Below are 16,411 nucleotides of genomic sequence, written 5' to 3'. Positions count from 1 at the left end.
GATGAACCTAGCGCATTCCTGGGCGATACTTGGTGATAGGGAGCGGGTGGGTAAGTACTTAACATGGATTGTTAATCACGCATCACCAACCTACGGCTGGGCTGAGGGAATATCAATAATAACCGAGAGGGGGGTGGGCAGGGCGATGCACCGCATGGCTGGGCTGCAGCGGACTTCATAATGCTAATCAGGGACTTAATAATAAATGATTTGTTTGAAGCACCAATACTACTCAGGGGCATGCCCGTGGATTTACTGAGGCGTGGAGTTACGGCTAGCAATATATTGACAATACATGGGTTGGTTAAGAACGTGAGTGTATTAATGAAGGGTAAGGAGCTCGTGATTAATTACGAAGGCCCAGGTAAGCCCATTGGGAATGGGCAGTACGAATTATTAATTGATTCACCAATTACACCCAGAGAGGTTCAATGCAGTGACTGTAGGTATGAAATGATATCAAGCAACACTATTAGGGTTATGCATGGTGGTAAATTCACCATTAAGGTAATAGGTCCATAGCGGTATTCCACTCACCTTTTCGAAGAAGTCTCTATCAAATCAGCTGTTAGCGTTTGACGAGAATGAAGGTTGGAGGAGGGAAGGAGAAAGAGGGTGGTGATTTTGGATTGAGGACTCTTAATCGCGGAATCAAACTACGTCTGGAAGCCTTGGTATACCTCCTCGTAGCTTATACAAGTCCATGGTGATGAAGGTGGGTATGGGTATGGATTTATCGGCACTGTGTATATCTGCGTATACTGCACATTAGAGTTCTCAGCAGTGTTCTGGGCCAACGGACCTTGATAAAGTGGTAAATTAGAGCAGTAATAAAACGTGCCAGAACCACCAGAATTAAAAGTCACAGAACCACTATTGGCACCGGCCCAAACAACATTAGACCTGTACCAACGATTTGTATGCTGAGATGGAACAGAAATACTTCCAACCCATCCTCCCTTGTTTGGTATGTATAATCCCGCGGAGATTGAGGAAATTAAACCATTATTACCAACATTATACGTAATATACCACCAAGCACCAGAAATAAGTGGCCACGGTATGTAATACTGACCATTAATAGTTATATAGAGATAATTTTCCCACTCATAATAGTTAGAAGATACATTATACACTTGTACCAAGAAATATCCATACCCCCAACTATTAGCATTACCTGGCGGATTCGTGGCTACGTAGAAGGCAATGGTTCCCTGAACCCACTTCCCTGTACTTCCATCAAATGGATTATAAAATACCATGTACGTGTCTGGGTTATACTGTAACGTTATCCAATTCGTTGTTGATGATGTATAGGATTGTACGGTCATTGTGTTTGTTATTTCTGCGTAAGCTCCAACATAGCTTGGCGTTACTCCGTTTGTGGTAACTTCGTAATTGCATCCACCAATTGGTGATGTACATGCCACAACTACTTTAGTAGATGCCGTTACTATAGTTAATATCATAAAAAGCGTTAAAGTGAGTATAGTGGTTATCTCTGATTTTCTCGCTATCATACTCATCACCCGCCAAACCCGGAATATGCCATTATATATATTGGTGCTGTGTTGTTCATGTATGGCTTTATACCACTTATGCCTATTGTCTCCGGGTTTCTGGCGACTGGCGGCTTGCTCATTAGGTATATCGTGGGTACCTCAGTTATGTACTGACCAGCTCCAACCAACTGCTGGACTGTCGGTACCGCATTTGGGCTTGGCGGCGAGAAGCCAATTAAGTTATTCCTAACCATTGACTGAACCTCCTCTGCTTCGCTGGTTATGCCGCACACAGGTAATGCGTAAGGTACTGCCGAGTATAGAACTATCACGATTGTATCACCTGACTTGACGTGGATGGCCGAAAATTCGACGTTGAAGTCCGTGTATATTGCTGGTATGTTCTCAGCCTTGACGAACTGCCAAAATGTCGTTAACTTGCCTGGTGCGCTTTCATAAGTCTTCGTTGTTGTATTGTAATAGACATATGGGTAAGGCTGGTCAATTGCGTTAATCAACGCAATGATTGGGTCAGATTGATTATCAAAGGCCGTTAACTTGCCATTTACGTAAATGCCAAGCCACATGGCATTCTCTGGATTCGGCAATTTAAATGCCACTGACAGAGTCTCATTGATGATACTTAGTGGAAAGTCGATGACTAGGGATACGTCATTAATGGTAAAATTACCGTGAACGTGATAAACGAGGACTACCGTCGTGTTGCCAGGAACAAGAACATTATAAGAATCATTACAAGCAACACTACCATAAATAATCGAATGCGGTACCAGTGTAGGAGGAAGCTTAGTAGTATGATTCATAATGGGCCCCCCCATAATGAGCCTACTAGCAAATAAAGAAACTATAACAGCAACAACGATTACCACAGCCGCTATTATCCACTTTATTCTTAGGCTCATAATTATCAAAATCATCTATTTCACAGAGCTTTTTTTTACTTTGAGTGTTCAGAGAAAGTGAGTCGAGTGGGGGGGTTGAAAATTCCTCGTTAATACACCTTACCAACGTATGTTGGCTTAGTGCGATAGTTAATGATTGAGGACGCATGGGTCGAGGACCGCATAATGGTTCCATAAGGCCTGCGGAGATCTGCCCGAGGTTAAGTAAGTCAGATGAGTAGGAATGACGAGGAAAGGCAAAAAGAAGGCCCCCTAACCAAGGAGGGTTAAGGATCAAACAAAAAGAGACGAGGAGAGCTGTGGGTGAGGAGGTAAGTATGCCGAAGGTAATTGAGGTTCACTACGGTGTTTATAGACCAAGTAAAAAGGTGTATGCCTGGGCCCTAGGGTTAGGGTCGTGCCCAAACTTTATGAAGCTCTCTATCAAATTGAGGATGATAAAGTAAAGGGAATAAGGAATAATTAGAATATACGATGGTTTGCCCAGGACACCTACAGAGGGACCAGGCAGAAGAATTGCGTATCCTTAGTATTATTTTATTCCGTGAATGAATAATCATAGTTGATTTCTATTTCTTATAGTACATAAATGCACGAGATGCATTATATATTTATTTGTTTTTAGAACGAAAGTTTAATTTAAATTAAAATATAAAAATTAGACATGGCTTGGTTTAATCAGGATGTAATAAGCGTGCTGGATTTCGGTAGGGAGGATTTTGAGGTTTTGTTTTCTGAGGCTCTTAACATGGAGAGGTATGCCAAGTCCAGGCTTGATATCCTCAGTGATAAGGTCCTCGCCCTGGCCTTCTTCGAGCCGAGCACCAGGACTAGGCTTAGCTTTGAGACCGCCATGCTTAGGCTTGGTGGTAGAGTAATTGGCTTCAGCGGTACTGAGGCTACGTCAATGGCTAAGGGCGAGAACCTTGCTGACACGATTAGGATGCTTGATTCTTACGCAAACGCCATAGTGATTAGGCATAGCCTTGAGGGCGCTGCTAAGTTCGCGGCTGAGGTTGCGGAGTCACCAGTGATTAATGCCGGTGATGGTTCCCAGAACCACCCAACCCAGGCAATGCTTGATCTGTACACGATTTGGCGGGAGTTTAAGGTGATTGATGGCCTATCCATCGGGATACTCGGCGACCTTAGGTATGCGAGGGTCGTCAACTCCCTGGTCCAGGCCCTGTCCTACTACAGGGTTAAGCTTCACTTGATATCGCCAGAACTACTCAGGCCCAGGCAGGAGCTTGTTGAGTTCATGAATTCGAGGGGTATGAAGTATGACTGGACTGATGACCCATACGGCGTGATTAATGACTTGGACGTGCTTTACGTCGTCAGGATACAGAGGGAGAGGTTCCCTGACCCAATGGAGTACGAGAAGGTTAAAGGCGCCTACAAGGTAACGCCCAAGTTGATCGAGAGGGGGGGTAAACCAAGCCTAATAATACTTCACCCACTGCCAAGGGTTGATGAGGTTGACTTCGCCGTCGACAACATGCCGCAGGCCAGGTACTTCAAACAAGCCAGCCTAGGTGTTCCCCTGCGCATGGCATTGCTGAAGCTCGTGCTTGCGGGTGATAGGCCGTGAGTAGTAAGAGGGAGTTGATAATTAGTAAGATTAGGGATGGCGTGGTGATCGACCACATACCAGCCGGTAGGGCACTTTTGGTGCTTCGGTTACTGGGCATAAGTGGTCGTGAGGGGGGGTTTAGGGTGGCGTTGGTTATGAATGTGGAGAGTAGGAAGCTGGGCACTAAGGATATCGTTAAGATCGAGGGCAGGGAATTAACTAAGGATGAGCTTAATCTAGTGGCTCTCGTCGCGCCAACGGCCACCGTGAATATAATAAGGGATTACGAGGTAGTCAGCAAGTTCAAGGTGGCGATACCGGACGTTATTGAGGGATTGCTCAAGTGTAAGAACCCGAGGTGCGTAACGAATCAACAAAGGGAGCCCGTAAGGAGTAGGTTCCGGGTACTGTCTAGGGAACCGCTAAAGCTCATATGTGATTACTGCGGCACAATACATGAACTCAACGACATTGAGAAGTACTTTGGACTGACGTGATGGCGATGCCAGGCGATGAATTGGCAATAAGTCTTTACAGGATAGGCGCAATCAAGTTTGGGCGGTTCAAATTAACCAGCGGTATTGAGAGCCCACTCTATATTGACTTAAGGCTCGCAATAACCCACCCAAGCATTTATAGGCAGTTGGTTAGGTCTATGGCCGATTTACTATCGGGCTTCAACATCGATGTTGTGGCGGGCATAGAGACGGCGGGTATACCCTGGGCCTCAATGGTTGCTTATGAGCTTGGTAAGGGCATTATCTACGTTAGGAAGGAGGCTAAGGAGCATGGTATGGCGAGGCTTGTCGAGGGCGATTTGAGGCAGGGTATGAGGGTTGCCGTAATCGATGACGTGGTGACCACGGGAGGCTCGATAATTAGGGCTATTAGGGTTGTTAGGAGTCACGGTGGTGATGTGGTTGTGGCGGCGGCCTTCATTGATAGGGAGCAGGGCGGGCTTGATGCAATTAGGAGGGAGGGCGTTAACGCTGTTGCCCTACTTCGGATTACGGAGATGATCGACATTCTCGTCAAGAATGGGTTAATCAGTGATGAGTTACGTAATTCAATAATTAATTACCTGGTGAGCACGCGTGTTAACCCAGGTACTCAAACTAATTAATTACCTACCTCCTGAGTTCACCTACGAGACATCGCATGCACTCATTAGGAGTGGTATTGTTAATTACCGCAGCCGTGGCATTGAGATGCCAATCGAAGTTAACGGCAGGCTCCTTAAGAATCCACTGGGACTTGGCGCGGGGGGGATTGATAAGGATGGATTTCTGGCGTCACGGATCACATCAGCGGGTATTGGCTTCATAACCATTGGCTCAATCACGCTTAAGCCGCGTCTTGGTAATCCAAAACCACGCATCGTTAAGTACCCTGGTTTAAAGGCCATGGTTAATGCCATGGGTTTACCATCAAGGGGCTTCATAGACTTCATAAGTCGATTACCGAGTATTCTCAATGGACTGCGTAGACTCGGTACTTACGTAATTGTCAGCTTGGCGGGGGTTCTCAATCGGTGAGTTTATGTACATGCTTAATAATTTGAGGGGTTATGGCGTGGATGCCGTGGAGTTAAATATTAGTAGCCCTACTTACCGTGGCTCATGGATATCGGATAGGGAGTATCTAGGTGAATTGCTTAGGGGTGTCGAGGCATTTCCAGGTACGTTATTCATAAAACTGCCCCTTGGGGGGGTTGATATTGAGTTTTACAGGTGGGTTGTGAACATGGCTGGTAAGCGTGGGTTTGGATTAACAATAGCCAATACCCTGCCAACTAAGGAGCCTGGGATTTCCGTTGGTTATGGCGGATTAAGCGGCTACCCGATCTACCCAATTGTTAAGTCGTTGATCATCAAGGTTAGGAGGTGGGGGGGCTTTGGGAACCCGGTCATTGGGCTTGGCGGTGTCTTCCATGGATGGCAGGTGATTGATTTAATGAGGAGTGGTGCGAACATGGTTGGTGTGGTTACGGCATTCGCGTACGAGGGCCCCCCCTTCGTGTTTAATAGGTTGTTTAAAGAGGTATTGATGGGTCTGAGTGAAAGGCTTTAATAATTATCTAATCACCACGTCTTGATGAACATTAATTATTGGGGTGGTGGTTATGGAGTGCCGTTTAGGCCGTATAGGCATGAGGTTAGGGATATCGTGATTGCCTTAATTATCATGACAATAGCCTTCGCAAACCTCTTCAGCACATTACTTAGCGTTGGCGGCTTAATGGCCACATTTATTGCAGTATTGACTGGCTTCCTCGGCCATGAGCTGATGCATAGGGAGGTGGCGAGGAGGTTGGGTTACATAGCGTATTTCAAGGCCTGGTGGATTGGGCTTCTACTTGCCCTGGCAACATCCTTCCTCCACTTCATAATAGCCACACCCGGTGCCACGGTGATTGGTCCAAAGGTTTGGGGGCTACCCCCCCACGAGAAATGATGAGTTAAGGATAGCGCTTGCGGGCCCTGCTACGAACATTGTGTTTGCCGTGGTCTTCCTACCCCTATCATTATTACTACCTGGCCCATTCTCCTACTATGCCGGCCTCATATACGCGATCAATGCATGGCTGGGCTTTTTCAACCTGTTACCGCTGGCCCTGCCCGGTATAGTGCTTGATGGATTTAGGGTGTTTAGAGGTGACGTTAGGGTTTGGGCCTTAATGTTCATAATATCTATTGCATTGTTAATACCGAGCTTAATACCCAGCATTCTCCCTTAGTTATGATGGCAAGTATTATAACTGGCCCATTGCTACGGAAGTTGTGAGGTTTAATTATGAGGTGATTAATGAGGATTCCAACATAGCCATTGTGACTTTATGGAGTGGTATTGATCAGGTGAAGAGGCTGCTTGGTGATTCGATTAAACTCGTGGGTATAATCGGTAATCTATACACACCGATAGGTATTAACTACATGGTAGCCACCCTATCAAGATTTAACTGGGTCGACACACTGATAGTCTTTGGCCTTGACTATAATGGTGTTGGTGATTTACTGATTAGGTTCTTTAGGGATGGCGTGTTGGATGTCTTGCTCGTGGACAGGGATATTGCTGATGGTGTTAGGTCTACGGTGAGGGTGATAGACCTTAGGGAGGCATTTAAGGCGCGTAATGCCGACTTATTGATAAAGGTCGTCCATGAGAACTACAGGCCTGGGCGCAAGCCCGTTAGACCATTAATGAATGTGGAGGTTCGTGAAAATGAGCATGACGGTGGTTGGGTTCTGCCGCTGGTTGGCGGCTTTATTTATGAGAGGGACACCTACAGGTCCTGGGTTAAGCTCGTTGACTTGGTACTAAATTACGGCTTTGATAAGGGTGATTATAGGGAGTTGATAACGCCGCTTGTGGTCATAGACTCGATGGGTAAGCCACACCCATTCAGGAGACTTAGCGAGACTGGGCTTAGGGGTTTTGAGCCTCCTGCCGAGGTGGTTGATGCCATAGTCAGGGAGTTGAGGATTAATCCGTACTCGGTCAATGCTGTTTATTACGGGGGTGATTACCTGGTTCAGGGTGTTATAAGTGGTGACTATTACAATCAAGTGGTTTATTTGAGGAGTGTGGACGTGCTCAATGACTGGTGCAGGCAGTTATATAGGTGGTGGTCTCTTGCGAAGAAAGTCGTCGAGACCCTGAACAGGGAGTTCAACGCCTGGTATAGCGTGGGTTCCATAGCCGTAATGCCATTCTCAGCTAGGATATACACCAAAGACCTGGGTAGGGCTGAGGAGTTCGTGAGGAGAAACGCCAATGTATTCAGTGAGTTCGTTGAGGACCCGAGGGGTAACTTCCTGGTTATGAGGGAGGGCGAGTCCGTGGTTGTTGAGCATAGGTTGCCAATCACGAACTCACTACATAGGAGATTCTCGTTTAAATCACTTGAGGAGGCATATAACACGCTCAAGAATAGTAATCACTTCACTAACTACTCACACGCCATGTACCTCGGTAAGGAGTTAACGAGGGCATTCCTTCTTAAAAATTATGAGCAGGACAAACTATGACAGAGCAAAAGATATAATTAGATTAATGCTATTTATCAATAATGAGTAATGAACGATCTCAATCAATCACTAATACAAGGCTACTCGGCGCCCTATCCTCAATCCTACTGATAATAGGCTCAATTAAGTTCGTAGGTCACGAAGTATTCACAGTGCTTGGTTTAGTGATGTTGCTATATCTCTTCAAGGAGCTTGGATTAATGGGTCGTTTTTAATAATGCTAAGATCGCATTGATAATCATGGTAGTCATTATTGCGTTTAATTACGCCACTACCGCTATAATACTTGGGCTTTATGGCATTGTTAAGGTTACCGTGAGTTCATACTCCGTAATTACATACTTATCACCGAGCATGCATTATGGCTTAGGTACCCATTTAATCAAGCGGCGTTAGTATACGCATTAATAGTCGCTGTGTGGCCGTTGATAATTGCGTTCTCGTACTACATATACCATGCGATTAATGGGTTAAGTAGGTTACATAGGTATGCAGGTATTGCACTAATGATAGGCGCAATACTATACATAGCCATTGTTGGTGCCTTAATAATGATAATATCGTACATACTACTCCTCATCGCCTGGCTCACGCCAAACATAAGCATGGTGGATAGTAAATTCGTTAACTTTACGAGGATACACGTAATAAGGATAATCGCCTGGTCAATAGCGCTATCATTATTAGCCCTGGTGACGCTATCATCGTTATTATCCGCATCATTAAACCCACAGTACGGCGGGCTAGACCCAGTGACCGGCTTAGTCCTCAGTGGTAAGCATCCCATGGAGTACATGGCGTTACTTAATTACTCACTGGTGGATATCGGCATTACCAATCAGACGTATGTACCCAACTCCATACTCATACTTGGTTATGTAATGGTGTATCTTCCACCCTACTACATCAAGGTAAGCATCGGCACCAATTCCTGCTTAGATCTAATAACCGTGGCACCCACGAGCACGGGTAAGACCATATATTCCATACCGTACGAAATACCGACAATACCACCAAACCCACTTGGCTCTGAGTCACAGGTTACTTATCGGGGGGGCACGGCAGTGAAGACCGTTATTAAGGCGGATGAGGTTTCGTGGACGTACATACCCGCATTATCGGCAGGTCCCCACACACCAGTGCCAAATGGCTTCCTACTCACCTGCATGTTCAGTAATTATGACTATGTATTCCCAATAAACATAACCATAGTAGCTATAGTCAAGGCTCACAGCAATTACTTCATAACAAACTATAAGATGGCATACGTAAAAGTATCGTTCATGATTAATAGAACGGCGATAAGGCTAATCAATGAACGCAGTGGATCATCTACAGAATCATCGATTAATTACGTAAATGTAATACCAATGATCTACCTACCACTATTTATTTATTACATAATCTATGACCACGAATTTTATAGGAAATTACTAATTTAAGGGTATCATTAGAGTCCTTGCTAATAATGGTTAAGAAGAAGCCATACCCACATAACAATGACATACTAAATGCAATGCTTAGGGTGTTCTCCAGGGAACCCCTCATAAAGCCAATAGACTTCCCGGACAAGGTCCGTGAGGAACTCGAGAAGGAGGGCTTCTATGTAGGCCTTGTCTAATGGCTTCTGGGGGGGTGGAATAGCAATGATCTAAAACTTACTAGTTGATTGGGCGAAATTAATAAATTTAATAGGATTTTTACTTGCTCTCTTTGGTTTTTATCTCATTGCGCCTGGGTTTAGGTGTTTTTATTCATGTTTGATTTATTGTTTTGGTTTTCTGTGCTTCCTTATTGCCGTGTGAGCTAAGGCTTCCTAACCTCGTTTAATGAGTTTCGGGTTTTTAGAAATTAGGGTCTCGTTGTAAGCTGCCATGGTTTAGGTTTAATTCATAGATAGATAATGAGAGTCATAATTAAAATCATGAACATGAGATACTTCATAATGCTTGCTAAACTACATCGCCCCCCCATTCGTCCACACCGACTTATATTTGCAAAAAGATAATAGGTTGAAATGCCAAAGAAATTTATAAGCACCTCCCTCAATATTTCTGTAATGAATATATTAATGTTAGTAATAGTAATATTGTAAATCAGATAAATATTTAAAAAGAAAATGAGGGAAATTAATAATGCTTTTTCTAAGGATTCAAGCACTTGTTTGGCTTCATGTACATAGCGTGGTGTGGAAAACGCATTAATGCCCAGCAATGCATAGAGTGAAATCAATAAGGCATCCATTAAACTCATCATTGATGAACTTAGCATATTGGTCAAAAATCGAACAGTATACTTATACTTAAACTTATTTTATGCATTAATCTGTTATTATTCTGGTATTACTATAACAATTAATATTTTTCCGTGTAGGTATTATTTAATGCCCTATATAGCTTGGTCTTTTTCTCTTTCAGGTCGTGATAGTGCGTAGTTTAACAATAGTATTAATGCTACCATAGTGAGTCCCATAACAACAATTGGTTTCCACTCCGTTGATGTAGATGGTGGTGGTAATCTGATTTTATAATTACTTTCTATTCTTACTATCCACTTCTTAGCCGCATTATCGAATACGTATAACTTATCGTATACAGTTCTATAAAGCATGAATACTTCGTAAATGCATGGGACCGACCTATGGGTTAGATGCTCAAGGTATTCTCTACTAACCTCAAAATGACAGTCTATAAAGCCATCCTCATAAATTCTAACGTGAAGTCCCATGCATCACCGAGCCTTAGCGAGAGGGAGTACCTCTCACCCTTAGGAATCCGTAGTATAGCGTCCTTAAAGCCAGCATTCCTTAAAGCCCCCCCTACTACATCCTCCATCTTACCCGGAGGTACGTACAGCCTTAAATTCCCCCCCTCAGTTAAAACATAATCAAGAGATAGGGTTGCGGTTGAACCATCGTGATAAACAACATCCTTAGGTAAGTACGTAATTAAGTCAGACCGTTGCACAGGTAATGCCATAAATAGTACTTAAAATACTTTACATAATGATAATTAATGAGGTTAAGAGAAAGGTGAAGGTTAGGTAAGGAAGATGATGTAGCTAAGTACGGAAATGTACAGGGCCTTAAAGGTTTCATACTCTCATCATCAAATACTTAATATAACTTAACATAATAACTTTTAGTTCTTTAAACTTTAATTCTTATCTTATAGTACATTATAGCTTGAGAGAAGGTCATTATCATTACTGGTGAGCTCATACAAAGGTAAGTCAAGAACTCGTTAAATGTATATGAAAATGAGTAATCTATTATTAAGAAGGGCAGGAAGTAAGCCATAAAGATACCGGCAAAAACCGATTGAAGCACTAAAATAGGAATCAACCATGAATGAGGACCGGGAATACTGCAATGAATTAAAATTATTAACAATATATCAGCAATAAGTACACATATTGCGAGGAGAACTAAGAATATGAACGTAAATAGTGTAATTACGATATGATGCACATACATTAAGTAATACCTAAAGACCGCGCCAATTGCTAAAGCCTGAGGTATTATTGCAAAGAATGAAAATACAACCGCAAAGACTATATCTCTAAACTTCTTCCATATCCCTGAAGTCACACTCCCTCTACAAAATTTCTCACTCAATACTCCACACACCTTACTTTCCCATTTCCTAAACATACTTTTACATTATCGACCTTTATTCTATCAAGTAGTGCATTTAATGTTCTTGATAGTCGTTTTGAGGTTATTGCTATAGGCATATTAACAACAACAATGGGCATGATGCTGTCGGCATTACCATCACCAACACAGTCAATTAATCTATCAAGTATTGCTGGTCCAATGATTGGCTCCGGCCTAACACTAATTGCCATGGGTATAGATAAGTATTATGAGAGGCATGAAAAGGGTGAACACCGTTAAGTTAATTTAGGTGGTTTCTATTACGTAATTGTGGTGTCGAGTTTGCGGCAGGGTATGGTTATTGGTTTCGCAATACCACTCACCCTATTCATTGCATTCGTTATAATACTCTCATTAAGTAATTTTATGAGTATTGAGTATGTGCATAATGTGACAGTATTCCTAATGGTGCTGTCGGTGGTGATTGGCGTAATCATAGCCGCGGCATCCTTTAATGAATTCAAGTCATACAATGGGCATCGGGGGGGTGGTTTTACAGTGGGCATAGTGCTTGGGTTTGTAATCATCATTGCCATACTGCTTATTATAAGGTCCACATCAACGGATTACGTGATTATTGAAGCCGCAAACAAAGCCCTAACTTTCACGACATACACCATCGTAAGTGCATTAATAACAGCAGTCGCACTAATAATCATCAACTCACTAATGCACTAGATTTTGAATGAGGACATTACGTAAGTGCACTACGTGACACTTATGATATCCCCCCCTGTACATGGGTCGACCTGAACCCTATGGGTCCTCCTTACTGGATTTCCCCCCCTGTCGAAGGCTAGTGATATTGGTGTTAGTGTTACGTTGATTATTACGTTATACACACAGCCATACCTATAAGCCCTAACAACCTTTAGGCTTAACCTATACATATTCCAAAACGCCTGATCCCTATACATGCTATAAACATAGTCATAGGCAACCCTAGTGGCATCCCCAGCGGAGATAGAGCCACCAGGGCAACACTCACCCATATATGCAAAGGTAGAGAAACAAATTATTAAGTATTTTCAACCAACCCTCGTAACTCATCACCCATAATACTGATAAGGTAAACCATTTCAAGTATCGCTGTCTAAACTCTTCATGCATTACGAGGTGTTGGTTGTCAGCCTGGAAGACTCCCTGGCTAGTCATGTGCGGCGAGGGCTTCCTCTGATCATAGGTTCAAACCCACGATGAGGACATCCCATAGCACTTACACATTAACTTCTTATTAATAACTCGACCATGTACCTCATTGCCTCGCTTAGGGCTATCTCTCGCTCGTTTATTTCATCACCGCAGACGTACCTTATTTTTTTGTCTTTGGGCTATTGCTCACTATTACGTACGTGATCCTGTACCTTGGCTTAACAACGTCACTGCTCATTAGCTTCACTTGCTTGATGATCTTAACATCCTTGTCAAGGATCTCGAGGCGGTAATCTCCGTCATACTTCACGGTATTACGGCTGCTATGTAGGTGCAAACCTCGCTCTTTCTGTGAATTTCCCAACTCGTCTCGAGACATGGGCGGTAATGTCCATCATACCTAAGCCTTCACGAGCCTCTCAACGTGGACCAAGGTACTCCATTCAATCACCTACTTAAATCTGTTCGGTACTTCCCTGATAGTGATTTATTAGTTTGGTTGGGAGTTAAATTCATGGATGTCTCCATGGCTCTTAACGGCCTAAGAATATGCTGGGGTGTGAGAATTAAGGGCTCGAGGAGATTGAAGTGCGGTGAGGAGGTTAGCGACCCAAGGGTTGTTGAAGAAACAATGAAACTGATCAATGAGTTCATGAATAGAGTCGAGAAGCACAGAAACGTGCTACTAAACGAATCAACAACGCCATTCGACAACGCCATCAACGCTCTAAGAAATTGGTTGATGCCTATGGAGGAGAAAATCAAGGATGTCAGTGACGAGGGTATTGCCAACCTAAGTATAGCGATGATCAATGCTGGTAGGAAAATGCTAAGGTTGGCCGAGAGAGCACGCGAGAAGTGGCTGAGGAGGTATAAGCCAGAGCTAGTGGAGTTGATTGAGAAGTTAAGGGGGGGTGGTGAGGCGGCAATAATCATTAGGGGGGGTGACCCATTCAATGAGGATAGGAGCTTCATGGCGCACCTATACACTAAGCACCTGGTGGTTAAGGTTGAGAGGGTTGTCAGGTCAGGAGACGTGACGGTGACTATATCGCTGACTGAGCTCGGTGGCGTGGATGTGGTTACGCCGAAGCTCTTCGGTGATGGCGTCTTGAGACCAATGCAGTACGGCCTAATGCTCACGGATGGGGGGCAATTCATAAGGAGGGCTATCCAGAAATGACCACTGACCATCTTTGGCAGGTCATGGTTTGGCCGTTGATATGGCCTGGGGGGGAGAACCGCGTGTGCATAAACGGCTTAGGCGTAAATAATGGTGATGTAAAAATTACGTGGCACCTAACGGCAATGAACTACAAGGATTTAACTGAGAGTAAGACCAAGATCGCCGAGGAGGCGTCTAAGCTTGACGATGAGGGATTCACGACGTTCCTACTATTTGCAGTGCTCGGCGATGCCAGCATCATCGCCAAGAAGGGAGAGGAAGGCATTAGTCTTACAATTGGCTATTCGAAGTATGGATTATGGAAAGGCGTCGTTGATAGGATGGGTGGTTTAGGGTTCAAGGAACGTGATAGAAAGTGCTTGAAAGCGAAGATAATCGGCATTTACTCCTCAAAGGCCATCATCCTCACCCGAAAGTGGCTTAGTAACCCATTGATTAAGGCTTTGATTGAGGAGTTGAGTCAACTATCTGATGCGGATAAGCTTAGGGGGGGCTTAATCGAGTTGGCTAACGCGAGGGTTAAGCCGTTGGGTAGGTCATCAATTGAGGTCATTGATGGTATATCAATGAATGTGCATGTGACTAAAGATGGCTACGTTGAGTTGAAGACTGTGCGTAAGAGCCATGAGGCTGCTGTGGCGGTTCAGGAAAGACTTAAGAGTACTGGCTATGACGTAGAGTTGAGCATACGAGGTGGTAAGTTCACAGTCTACATGGGCATGGACGTAATAAAGAAGTATCCGGAGCTTGCCGCTAAGGTCTGTGGAGTGCTTAGGAGGATGCTTAACGAAGCAACGAGCGAGGGTAATATCGAGAGGGCTTGGTCAATAGCCAAGGCAATGAAGAACTTAAACTGCCAAGACCCCGCCCAAGGGCCCACGGGCTTAAAACCCCCGTATCCTGGTTGATTATGTGGAGTTAGTGGTTGGGATTCGATGAGTGGTGTCTGTGCCCATTTGCTGGGGGGGTATGAGGGTTGTTGTGGGTGGTAATGTTGTTAGGGCTCAGGTGGTGGGTGGTGATTATGCCGTTGTTAAGGGTTACTTCGTTAGTTCTAGGCCGTACATCGTGGATGTTAATATTGGCGGTGATGGTGCCAGGTTCCTGCCCGCCTTATTCAATCAATTTGATCAATAGAGTGCCGCCTAGCAGTCACCCCCCCATCCTTACCCATGAATATTAATTCCCTATCGAGGAGCGTCCAGGGGTCTAAACCACCAATAGGTATTATCCTAGGAATTACCTAAACGTGATGTTTGATCATGGTGAGTATTGGGAGGAGTAGGTATTACGGTGATGCCGTGTTGATAGCCATGGTTAGAAATTTCTAAGTGAGGGCTAGGCGATGTGTTGTTTCATGGGCGTGATCTAAACGTAATCGTCTCTATTGACCTTATTCATGGGCGTCTCTCCCCCCCTAAGGTACTTAATTACGTTCTCCACAGCCCTAATCATCGCGTACTCAGCAATCTCCCTCTGAGCCCCCCCACCAGCTATGTGCGGTGTACCCAGGAAATTAGGTAATGCCGTCAATGGCGTCCTCGGTGGTATCTCCTCATGCCCATCATGTACCCACCAAACATCAGTGCCAAACCTAATGTCCTGCCTCTCCTTAAGAACCCTGTACAGGTCCTCCTCCTTAACCACGTCACCGCGGCCGACATTCACAACAATGGCGCCACGCTTTAATGCCCTAAGCTCCCTCTCGCCGATTAAGCCCCCCCTCGTATGCTTATTCAGTGGTAACGCTATTGCCACTATGTCGGCTCTTGGCAGTACATCGATTATTTTACTCGTTGGATAAACCTCATCGAAGTACTCGGCTGGTCTACCGCTTCTATTAATGCCGATATTGTAGGTCCTGAACCCCCCCTCCTTACCAATCCTCGCAATCTCCCTACCAATACCGCCAGTGCCGAGGACGAGTAGTGTTGACTCAATGATCTTGCGCGGGCTCGTTAATTCATTACCTAGGTACTCCCTGGCATTTAGTACGGGCTTGTGCAATCCCTTGGCGAGCGTTAATATCATGGCCCACGCATGCTCGGCAACGGGCACCGAGTAAGCCCCCGCATTGCTGTAGATCTCTACATTGCTTGGTATTGCTGTGAATGGTAGGTGGTCAACACCTGCTGAGAACGTCTGTATCACCCTTAGCCTGGGCATGGATTTAATATTGCTGGTCAGGTCAAACTCCCTACCGCACCAGCACATTAGTATCTCGGCGCTGGATAATGCGCTTGATTGTTCTTCCTTACCCAACTTCGGTAGTTCGTAGAGGTTGACATTATAACTCCTTAGCAGTTCCCTAGCCTTTTCAGGTAATTCCACCGTACTGACTATCGTTGTTGCCATTCAAATTGAGGCAGATTGCTAACTATTTAAT

At 44.5% G+C, this 16,411-nt stretch carries 24 protein-coding genes and 1 pseudogene; 18 read left to right on the top strand and 7 right to left on the bottom strand.

From position 1 onward, the window contains the following. The first annotated feature begins 1 nt into the window (after window position 1). Together JCM11216_RS18010 and JCM11216_RS18005 are read left to right on the top strand one after the other, a co-directional pair. Complete coding sequence (locus tag JCM11216_RS18010; RefSeq protein ID WP_243675766.1) at window positions 2-181, top strand: hypothetical protein; 180 nt, start codon at window positions 2-4, stop codon at window positions 179-181. Then, window positions 181-522, top strand: coding sequence for a hypothetical protein (locus tag JCM11216_RS18005; protein ID WP_243675765.1), 342 nt, complete (start codon window positions 181-183; stop codon window positions 520-522). Before JCM11216_RS18010 ends, JCM11216_RS18005 begins: the two co-directional genes overlap by 1 nt. A 134-nt stretch (window positions 523-656) precedes the next feature. Here JCM11216_RS18005 and JCM11216_RS08030 read toward each other — a convergent pair whose 3' ends face one another. Beyond that, window positions 657-1,430, bottom strand: coding sequence for a hypothetical protein (locus tag JCM11216_RS08030; RefSeq protein WP_243675764.1), 774 nt, complete (start codon window positions 1,428-1,430; stop codon window positions 657-659). A 95-nt stretch (window positions 1,431-1,525) separates the two neighbouring features. Then, window positions 1,526-2,425 (bottom strand): hypothetical protein, encoded by a 900-nt coding sequence (locus JCM11216_RS08025; protein WP_243675763.1) that lies wholly within the window; start codon window positions 2,423-2,425, stop codon window positions 1,526-1,528. A 299-nt stretch (window positions 2,426-2,724) separates the two neighbouring features. Here JCM11216_RS08025 and JCM11216_RS18000 point away from each other — a divergent pair, with 299 nt between their 5' ends. From JCM11216_RS18000 to JCM11216_RS17975, 12 genes and pseudogenes are all read left to right on the top strand, one after another. Next, window positions 2,725-2,871, top strand: coding sequence for a hypothetical protein (locus tag JCM11216_RS18000; protein WP_243675762.1), 147 nt, complete (start codon window positions 2,725-2,727; stop codon window positions 2,869-2,871). A gap of 218 nt (window positions 2,872-3,089) precedes the next feature. Next, window positions 3,090-4,019 (top strand): aspartate carbamoyltransferase, encoded by a 930-nt coding sequence (pyrB, locus tag JCM11216_RS08020; RefSeq protein ID WP_054853873.1) that lies wholly within the window; start codon window positions 3,090-3,092, stop codon window positions 4,017-4,019. After that, window positions 4,016-4,498: an aspartate carbamoyltransferase regulatory subunit gene (pyrI, locus tag JCM11216_RS08015; protein ID WP_054853872.1), complete on the top strand. Its 483-nt coding sequence runs from the start codon at window positions 4,016-4,018 to the stop codon at window positions 4,496-4,498. Before pyrB ends, pyrI begins: the two co-directional genes overlap by 4 nt. Further along, window positions 4,498-5,124 (top strand): orotate phosphoribosyltransferase, encoded by a 627-nt coding sequence (pyrE, locus tag JCM11216_RS08010; RefSeq protein ID WP_054853871.1) that lies wholly within the window; start codon window positions 4,498-4,500, stop codon window positions 5,122-5,124. The genes pyrI and pyrE overlap by 1 nt, the downstream gene beginning before the upstream one ends. 85 nt (window positions 5,125-5,209) lie before the next feature. After that, a pseudogene (locus JCM11216_RS08005) lies at window positions 5,210-6,071 on the top strand (dihydroorotate oxidase). Window positions 6,072-6,095: 24 nt separating this feature from the next. Then, the gene (locus tag JCM11216_RS17995; RefSeq protein WP_243675761.1) at window positions 6,096-6,455 is read left to right on the top strand and encodes a hypothetical protein; all 360 of its coding nucleotides are present in this window, start codon (window positions 6,096-6,098) and stop codon (window positions 6,453-6,455) included. After that, on the top strand, window positions 6,415-6,738 hold the full coding sequence (locus JCM11216_RS17990; RefSeq protein ID WP_243675760.1) for a hypothetical protein: 324 nt from the start codon (window positions 6,415-6,417) through the stop codon (window positions 6,736-6,738). Before JCM11216_RS17995 ends, JCM11216_RS17990 begins: the two co-directional genes overlap by 41 nt. A 43-nt stretch (window positions 6,739-6,781) precedes the next feature. Then, window positions 6,782-8,029 carry a hypothetical protein gene (locus tag JCM11216_RS07995; RefSeq protein ID WP_054853870.1) on the top strand — a complete coding sequence of 416 codons (1,248 nt, stop codon included), beginning with the start codon at window positions 6,782-6,784 and terminating at the stop codon, window positions 8,027-8,029. A gap of 41 nt (window positions 8,030-8,070) precedes the next feature. Continuing rightward, on the top strand, window positions 8,071-8,244 hold the full coding sequence (locus JCM11216_RS17985; RefSeq protein WP_243675759.1) for a hypothetical protein: 174 nt from the start codon (window positions 8,071-8,073) through the stop codon (window positions 8,242-8,244). Window positions 8,245-8,269: 25 nt separating this feature from the next. Further along, window positions 8,270-8,425 carry a hypothetical protein gene (locus JCM11216_RS17980; RefSeq protein ID WP_243675758.1) on the top strand — a complete coding sequence of 52 codons (156 nt, stop codon included), beginning with the start codon at window positions 8,270-8,272 and terminating at the stop codon, window positions 8,423-8,425. Between the two features lie 29 nt (window positions 8,426-8,454). Beyond that, a complete protein-coding gene (locus JCM11216_RS07990; protein WP_243675757.1) occupies window positions 8,455-9,471 on the top strand; it encodes a hypothetical protein in 1,017 nt (338 codons plus the stop codon). Between the two features lie 26 nt (window positions 9,472-9,497). After that, the gene (locus JCM11216_RS17975) at window positions 9,498-9,650 is read left to right on the top strand and encodes a hypothetical protein (RefSeq protein WP_243675756.1); all 153 of its coding nucleotides are present in this window, start codon (window positions 9,498-9,500) and stop codon (window positions 9,648-9,650) included. 1,066 nt (window positions 9,651-10,716) lie between these two features. On the opposite strand, the gene JCM11216_RS17970 is transcribed toward JCM11216_RS17975, so the two are convergent. Beyond that, on the bottom strand, window positions 10,717-10,995 hold the full coding sequence (locus tag JCM11216_RS17970; RefSeq protein ID WP_243675755.1) for a hypothetical protein: 279 nt from the start codon (window positions 10,993-10,995) through the stop codon (window positions 10,717-10,719). A 646-nt stretch (window positions 10,996-11,641) separates the two neighbouring features. Then, complete coding sequence (locus JCM11216_RS17965; RefSeq protein WP_243675754.1) at window positions 11,642-11,878, bottom strand: hypothetical protein; 237 nt, start codon at window positions 11,876-11,878, stop codon at window positions 11,642-11,644. A gap of 82 nt (window positions 11,879-11,960) precedes the next feature. Here JCM11216_RS17965 and JCM11216_RS07970 point away from each other — a divergent pair, with 82 nt between their 5' ends. Continuing rightward, a complete protein-coding gene (locus tag JCM11216_RS07970; RefSeq protein WP_243675753.1) occupies window positions 11,961-12,365 on the top strand; it encodes a hypothetical protein in 405 nt (134 codons plus the stop codon). A 29-nt stretch (window positions 12,366-12,394) separates the two neighbouring features. Here JCM11216_RS07970 and JCM11216_RS07965 read toward each other — a convergent pair whose 3' ends face one another. Both JCM11216_RS07965 and JCM11216_RS17960 read right to left on the bottom strand, forming a co-directional pair. Beyond that, the gene (locus tag JCM11216_RS07965; RefSeq protein WP_054853865.1) at window positions 12,395-12,679 is read right to left on the bottom strand and encodes a hypothetical protein; all 285 of its coding nucleotides are present in this window, start codon (window positions 12,677-12,679) and stop codon (window positions 12,395-12,397) included. Window positions 12,680-12,999: 320 nt separating this feature from the next. Next, window positions 13,000-13,149, bottom strand: coding sequence for a hypothetical protein (locus JCM11216_RS17960; protein WP_243675752.1), 150 nt, complete (start codon window positions 13,147-13,149; stop codon window positions 13,000-13,002). Window positions 13,150-13,398: 249 nt separating this feature from the next. Here JCM11216_RS17960 and JCM11216_RS17955 point away from each other — a divergent pair, with 249 nt between their 5' ends. Genes JCM11216_RS17955 through JCM11216_RS07955 form a run of 3 tightly spaced genes read left to right on the top strand, consistent with a single transcriptional unit; the run spans window position 13,399 to window position 15,162 of the window. Continuing rightward, on the top strand, window positions 13,399-14,022 hold the full coding sequence (locus tag JCM11216_RS17955) for a hypothetical protein (protein ID WP_243675751.1): 624 nt from the start codon (window positions 13,399-13,401) through the stop codon (window positions 14,020-14,022). Next, entirely contained in the window at window positions 14,019-14,933 is a 915-nt protein-coding gene (locus JCM11216_RS17950; protein ID WP_243675750.1) for a hypothetical protein, read from the top strand. The genes JCM11216_RS17955 and JCM11216_RS17950 overlap by 4 nt, the downstream gene beginning before the upstream one ends. A gap of 34 nt (window positions 14,934-14,967) precedes the next feature. Next, window positions 14,968-15,162: a hypothetical protein gene (locus tag JCM11216_RS07955; protein WP_243675749.1), complete on the top strand. Its 195-nt coding sequence runs from the start codon at window positions 14,968-14,970 to the stop codon at window positions 15,160-15,162. A 231-nt stretch (window positions 15,163-15,393) separates the two neighbouring features. On the opposite strand, the gene JCM11216_RS07950 is transcribed toward JCM11216_RS07955, so the two are convergent. Then, window positions 15,394-16,380, bottom strand: a complete 987-nt coding sequence (locus JCM11216_RS07950; protein ID WP_054853863.1) for a 2-hydroxyacid dehydrogenase — start codon at window positions 16,378-16,380, stop codon at window positions 15,394-15,396. Window positions 16,381-16,411: the final 31 nt, after the last annotated feature.

It is taken from the genome of Vulcanisaeta distributa JCM 11216 (genome assembly GCF_001315985.1).
GTDB classification, from domain to species: domain Archaea; phylum Thermoproteota; class Thermoprotei; order Thermoproteales; family Thermocladiaceae; genus Vulcanisaeta; species Vulcanisaeta distributa_E.
Note: the sequence above shows the minus strand (reverse complement) of the source record. Positions and strands in the feature narration are given on the sequence as shown.